Source organism: Pseudomonas sp. GL93, from assembly GCF_003408955.1.
GTDB classification, from domain to species: Bacteria; Pseudomonadota; Gammaproteobacteria; order Pseudomonadales; family Pseudomonadaceae; genus Aquipseudomonas; species Aquipseudomonas paracarnis.
The window spans coordinates 41678-47984 of the sequence record NZ_NKRF01000091.1 but is presented as its reverse complement, the minus strand read 5'-3'; the positions used below and the strand labels follow the sequence as shown (position 1 = coordinate 47984).

The 6307-nt window shown below is 61.7% G+C and carries 7 protein-coding genes; all 7 read left to right on the top strand.

All coding sequences use genetic code 11. The annotated features are described in order from the left end of the window. Positions 1-322 precede the first annotated feature (322 nt). A complete protein-coding gene (gene ctlX / locus CER19_RS20855) occupies positions 323-1249 on the top strand; it encodes a citrulline utilization hydrolase CtlX (RefSeq protein WP_116667814.1) in 927 nt (308 codons plus the stop codon). Between the two features lie 11 nt (positions 1250-1260). Then, complete coding sequence (locus CER19_RS20850; protein ID WP_116667813.1) at positions 1261-2307, top strand: ornithine cyclodeaminase; 1047 nt, start codon at positions 1261-1263, stop codon at positions 2305-2307. Between the two features lie 227 nt (positions 2308-2534). Then, entirely contained in the window at positions 2535-3314 is a 780-nt protein-coding gene (locus tag CER19_RS20845; protein ID WP_116667812.1) for an ABC transporter substrate-binding protein, read from the top strand. 178 nt (positions 3315-3492) lie between these two features. Then, positions 3493-4194: an ABC transporter permease gene (locus tag CER19_RS20840; RefSeq protein ID WP_014719023.1), complete on the top strand. Its 702-nt coding sequence runs from the start codon at positions 3493-3495 to the stop codon at positions 4192-4194. Continuing rightward, the gene (locus CER19_RS20835) at positions 4191-4904 is read left to right on the top strand and encodes an ABC transporter permease (RefSeq protein ID WP_014719024.1); all 714 of its coding nucleotides are present in this window, start codon (positions 4191-4193) and stop codon (positions 4902-4904) included. Before CER19_RS20840 ends, CER19_RS20835 begins: the two co-directional genes overlap by 4 nt. Positions 4905-4907: 3 nt before the next feature. Further along, positions 4908-5738 (top strand): ABC transporter ATP-binding protein, encoded by an 831-nt coding sequence (locus tag CER19_RS20830; RefSeq protein ID WP_305955562.1) that lies wholly within the window; start codon positions 4908-4910, stop codon positions 5736-5738. 4 nt (positions 5739-5742) lie between these two features. After that, positions 5743-6240 carry an Lrp/AsnC family transcriptional regulator gene (locus CER19_RS20825; RefSeq protein ID WP_116667811.1) on the top strand — a complete coding sequence of 166 codons (498 nt, stop codon included), beginning with the start codon at positions 5743-5745 and terminating at the stop codon, positions 6238-6240. The last annotated feature ends 67 nt before the right edge of the window (positions 6241-6307 follow it).

Here is a 6307-nt window from a genome sequence, read left to right as displayed (position 1 = left end):
ACAGTGTAAGCGTCGGCAAGTGGACGCACAGGAGACGTGGTTCCTGCGGGCGGACCAAACAATACAAATACCAGCAGTCCAAAGGGGGAGGCTGCTGTCCGTGGAATAGCGGTGGCCCAGCCAATTGAAGGGGACTCCCCCCCCCCGACCGCAGCCAAGCCAGCTCCCACAGTTTGATTGCATTTCAACCTAGCAGCTGATTCGGCTGCGTCACTCCCCTTTTCAGCTTTCCCGGCTGAGCCGCCCTACTGTTTCAGCCGGGATCCTCCCCGCACAACGCACAAAATAGCGCTACAAGATCCCCCCATGGACCCGTGCCCCCATGCAAACCACCAACACCGTCCTGATGATCCGCCCGGCGCGCTTTGCCTTCAACCCGGATACCGCGATCAACAACCGTTTCCAACGCCCGCCGCTGGACCCGCTCAGTGCACAGCACAAAGCGCTGGAGGAGTTCGACGGTTATGTCGAGACCTTGCGCCAGCACGGCGTGGAGGTACTGGTGGTGCAGGACACGCCGGCGCCCCACACGCCCGACTCGATCTTCCCCAACAACTGGTGGAGCAGCCATGCCGACGGCAGCCTGGTGCTCTACCCCATGGAAGGCCAGAACCGCCGACTGGAGCGCAACAAGGGCGTGCTGCAAGTCTTGGAGCAACGTTTTGCGATCAGCGCCACCATCGACCTCAGCCACCTGGAACAACAGAACATCTTCCTGGAAGGCACCGGCAGCATGGTGCTCGACCGCCAGCACCGCATCAGCTACGCCTGCCATTCGGGGCGCACCCACCACGCGGCCCTGCGCCAGTTTGCCGAACGCCTCGACTACCAACTCTGTGTGTTCCATGCCCTGGACCGTCACCAGGCCCCCATCTACCACAGTAACGTGATGATGAGCGTGGGCCGCGACCTCGCGGTAGTGTGCCTGCAGGCCCTGCCCGACGACAGAGAGCGTCTGGCCCTGGAACGCTCTCTGCGTGACACCGGCAAGGACATCCTCAGCCTCGACTTCGACCAGCTGGAAGCCTTCGCCGGCAACATGCTGGAAGTCCACGACCGGGACGGCCAGCCGTTGCTGGTGATGTCCGCCAGTGCCTGGGGTGCCCTGCATCCGACGCAGCGTCAGCATGTGGAGCGCCATACGCGGCCGGTGGTGGTGAATATCGACAACATCGAACGCATCGGCGGCGGCAGTGCCCGCTGCATGCTGGCCGAAGTGCATCTGCCGGCCCGTCCCTCATTTCAATAAGGAGTCTTGCCATGACCCGTTATATCGACGTCAACGACCTCAGCTACCTGGTTTCGCAAAAAGGCCTGCAAACCTGCATCACCGAGATGGCCGACTACATTCGCGCTGACTACCTGCGCTGGCAGGATTTCGAAAAATGCGCGCGCCTGGCCAACCATTCACCGGATGGCGTGATCGAGCTGATGCCGGTGTCCGACGCCTCGCTGTACGCCTTCAAGTACGTCAACGGCCACCCGAAAAACACCCTCGCCGGCATGCTCACCGTGATGGCGTTCGGTGCCTTGGGCGACGTCGACACCGGCAAGCCGGTGCTGCTGGCGGAAATGACCCTCACCACCGCCATCCGCACCGCCGCCACCTCGGCCCTGGTCGCCCGCTACCTGGCCCGCGCCAACAGCCGCAGCATGGCGCTGATCGGCAACGGCTGCCAGAGCGAATTCCAGGCACTGGCCTTCCACGCCATGCTTGGCATTACTGAAATCCGCCTGTTCGACATCGACCCCCAGGCCACCGCCAAGCTCGCCGCCAACCTCAAGGCGTTCCCGGCGATCAAGGTGATCCTGGCCGCCAGCGTCGCCGAGGCGGTCAAAGGCGCGGACATTGTCACCACTGTGACTGCGGACAAAGCCTACGCCACCATCCTGACTGACGAGATGATCGAGCCAGGCATGCACCTCAATGCCGTGGGCGGTGACTGCCCGGGCAAGACCGAGCTGGACCGCCGCATCGTCGAGCGCGCCCGGGTGATCGTCGAGTACGAACCGCAAAGCCGCATCGAAGGCGAAATCCAGCATATGCCGGAAGATTCGCCGGTCACCGAGCTGTGGCAAGTGATCAACGGCCAACAGCCGGGCCGCGAAAATGACCGCCAAATTACCCTGTTCGACTCGGTGGGTTTCGCCATCGAAGACTACTCGGCCCTGCGCTATGTACTGGACGTGGCCAAGGCGTTGGAAGTGGGCAGTGAGCTGGAGCTGGTGCCAGACCTGGCCGACCCGAAAGACCTGTTTGCGCGCCTGGCCCAGCAACCGGTTGTACAGCACAAAAAGCGCGCCTGAAACCGCTCTGGCCTGCCGCTTTTCGCCCAGGGCAGGCCAGATTTTCACGGTTTGAAAGCCGATTTTGCCGGTGTCACAGCCGTTTCCGCTGCATTGCTCGTTTTAACAGCGCAATTTGCGCTTTGCACACCGGGTAAACGACACAAAAAACGCACCATCATGAAGCATTCTCTGCTCCCAGTTATTCACTGCCCCTGACATCAATTACAAAATATAGGGACCGACACATGACTCCTCTGCGATCACTCTTCGCTGCGTTGCTGTTGCCACTGTGCGCCACTGCCGCCCACGCCCAGGACTGGAAAGAAATCCGGTTTGGCGTGTTCCCCGAATACCCGCCCTTCGAATCTGTCGCCGCCGATGGCAGCCTGCAAGGCTTCGATATCGAATTGGGCAACGCCATCTGCGCCAAGCTCGAAGTGAAATGCACCTGGGTGCACAACGAATTCGACGGCATGATCCCGGCCCTGCGTGCGCGCAAGTTCGACGCGATCATGTCCTCCATGGCCGTGACCCCGGCCCGCGAGAAAGTTATCGACTTCACCGACCGCCTGTTCCTCAGCCCCACCTCGGTGATCACCCGCAAAAACGCCACCTTCGGTGACACCCCCGAGTCGCTGAACGGCAAGCACGTTGGCGTGCTGCAAGGCTCGTTGCAGGAAGCCTATGCTCGCGCGCACCTGGCCAAGCTCGGTGCACAGATCAAGGCGTACCAGTCCCAGGAACAGAACTACGCCGACCTGCAGAACGGCCGCCTCGACGCCACCCTGACGGACAAGCTCGAAGCCCAGCTCAACTTCCTGTCCAAACCCGAAGGCGCCGACTTCAAGCCCGGCCCGGCCTTCAAGGCCCCGACCCTGCCGCTGGACATCGCCAGGGGCCTGCGCAAGAACGACCAGGCATTGCGTGAGCTGATCAACAAGGGCATCGCCGCCGTCCAGGCCGATGGCACCTACGCCCAGATCCAGAAGAAATACTTTGGCGATCAGGACATCTACAACGAGTAACCGGCAACCCGTGCCCCTGTGGGAGCGGGCTTGTTGTGGCGAGGGAGCTTGCTCCCGCTGGGGTGCGAAGCGCCCCCAAAAAGCCGGCTCCAGCTGCGCTGTCGAACGGGAGCAAGCTCCCTCGCCACAACAAGCCAGCTCCCACAGTAAATCCGTGCACTCCTTCGAGATCTTCCCCATGAACGACCTCCTCAACCTGCAAGGCTACGGCCCCATGCTGGCCCAGGGTGCCTGGATGACGCTCAAGCTGGCGTTCCTCGCCCTGGCCCTGAGCCTTACCCTGGGCCTGGTCGCCGCCGGCGCCAAACTCTCCAGCGCCAAATGGTTGCGCGTGCCGGCCACGCTTTACACCACGTTGATTCGTAGCGTGCCGGACCTGGTGCTGATCCTGCTGATCTTTTACAGCCTGCAACTGTGGCTCAACGACCTGACTGAAGCGTTCGGCTGGGACTACGTTGAAATCGACCCGTTTACCGCTGGGGTGATCACCCTGGGCTTTATCTACGGCGCGTATTTCACCGAAAACTTCCGGGGCGCGATCCTCAGTGTGCCGGCGGGCCAACTGGAAGCCGCCACCGCCTACGGCCTGAGCCGCTGGCAGCGCTTTCACCTGGTGCTGTTCCCGCAACTGATGCGCTTTGCCCTGCCGGGCCTTGGCAATAACTGGCTGGTGCTGCTCAAGTCCACGGCGCTGGTGTCGATCATCGGCCTGTCAGACCTGGTCAAGGCCGCGCAGAACGCCGGCAAGTCCACCAGCGAGCCGCTGTACTTCCTGATCCTCGCAGGCCTGGTGTATCTGGTGATTACCACCCTCTCCAATCGCATCTTCAAGCGCCTGGAACGGCGCTATAACCTGGGCATCAAGGGGATGGCGCGATGATCGAACTGTTCCAGCAATACGGCCTGGCCTACCTATTCAGCGATGGCAGCGGCCTGTCCGGTGTTGCCATGACCTTGTGGCTGTTCATTATCTCGGTGGTGCTCGGCTTTGGCCTGTCGATCCCCCTGGCGCTGGCACGCGTCTCAGAGCATTTCTGGCTGCGCTGGCCGGTGGAGGTCTACACCTACCTGTTCCGTGGCACGCCGCTGTATATCCAACTGCTGATTTGCTACACCGGGCTGTACAGCCTGGAGGTGGTGCAGGACAACGCCCTGCTCAACCAGTTTTTCCGCAATGCGCTGAACTGCACGCTGTTGGCGTTTGTGCTCAACACCTGCGCCTACACCGTAGAAATTTTCGCTGGGGCAATCCGCAACATTCCCCATGGTGAGATCGAAGCGGCACGCGCCTATGGCCTGCACGGCTGGCGGCTGAACCTGTTTGTGATCGTGCCCGCCGCGTTGCGTCGCGCCCTGCCGGCCTACAGCAATGAAATGATCCTGATGCTGCACGCCACGTCGCTGGCGTTCACCGCCACCGTCGCCGACATCCTCAAGGTCGCCCGCGATGCCAACGCCGAGACGTTCCTGACCTTCCAGGCTTTCGGCATCGCCGCCCTGCTCTACATGCTGCTGTCCTTTGCACTGGTGGGCCTGTTCAGGCTGGCCGAACGTCGCTGGATGCGCTTTCTTGTTCCTACCCGAGGCTAACCCATGAATCAGTCCGCGCAGGCCCTGGCCGCTTATCCAATGGATGTACCCGTCGGCAAAACCGCCACGGCGGCCATCAAGCTGCAAGTCGAAGGTATCCATAAACGCTACGGCGAACACGAGGTGCTCAAGGGCGTGTCCCTCAACGCACGCCAGGGCGATGTGATCAGCTTGATCGGCGCCAGCGGCTCGGGCAAAAGCACGATGCTGCGGTGCATCAACTTTCTGGAACAGCCTGACGCCGGGGTGATCACCCTGGACGGCATCAGCATCGAAATGCAACCAGGCCGCGCCGGCACCCGTGCGCCGCACCAGGCGCAACTGCAAAACCTGCGCACGCGCCTGGCCATGGTGTTCCAGCACTTCAACCTGTGGAGCCACATGACCGTGCTGGAAAACATCACCATGGCCCCGCGCCGGGTGCTGAACGTGAGCGCCGCCGAAGCCGAGAAGCGTGCGCGGCTGTACCTGAACAAGGTCGGCCTGCCGAGCCGCGTGGCGGACCAGTACCCGGCGTTCCTGTCCGGTGGCCAGCAGCAGCGCGTGGCCATTGCGCGCGCGCTGGCAATGGAACCGGAGATTATCCTGTTTGATGAACCCACCTCGGCCCTGGACCCGGAACTTGTAGGAGAAGTCCTCAAAGTCATACAGACGTTGGCCGAGGAAGGTCGTACCATGCTGATGGTCACCCACGAAATGGGCTTTGCCCGCCAGGTGTCCAGCCAAGTGCTGTTCCTGCACCAGGGCCGAGTCGAAGAACACGGCGGCGCCGAGATCCTCGACCATCCCACCAGCGAACGCTTGCAGCAATTTCTTTCCAACCGTTTGAAGTGAACTCATGGATACCAAGGCCAACGGACCCCATTCTTCCCCTACGCTGGATCGCATCGACGAAGCGATCATCGACGTACTCAGGCATCAGGGGCGTATCACCTACGAAAAGCTCTCGTCACTGGTGCACCTCACCCCCAGGCCCTGCCTGGAACGGGTGCGCAAGCTGGAGCGACGCGGGGTGATCCGTGGGTATGGGGCGATCATCGATGTGCAGATGGTCTCACCGGGGCTGTCACTGCTGGTGCTGGTGGCCTTGTCCAACCAAAGCGGGCGCTCGGCGCAAAAGGCCTTCGAAGCCTGCGTAAAAGCCTGCCCGCAGGTGTTCGAATGCCAGCTGATCAGCGGGCCGTTCGACTACAGCCTGCGCATGCGCTGCCGGGATATGGAACATTACCGAGTGCTGACGGAGATCTGGTTGAACAATGACGAGTTGCACATTGATAAGTTAGTGGCGCATCCGGAGTTGGCAGTAGTGAAGAACACTGCGACCGAACTGGCCTGATACCCACTCCCCCAGGCTGCGAAAAGCAAATGTGGGAGCTGGCTTGCCTGCGATAGCGGTGCATCAG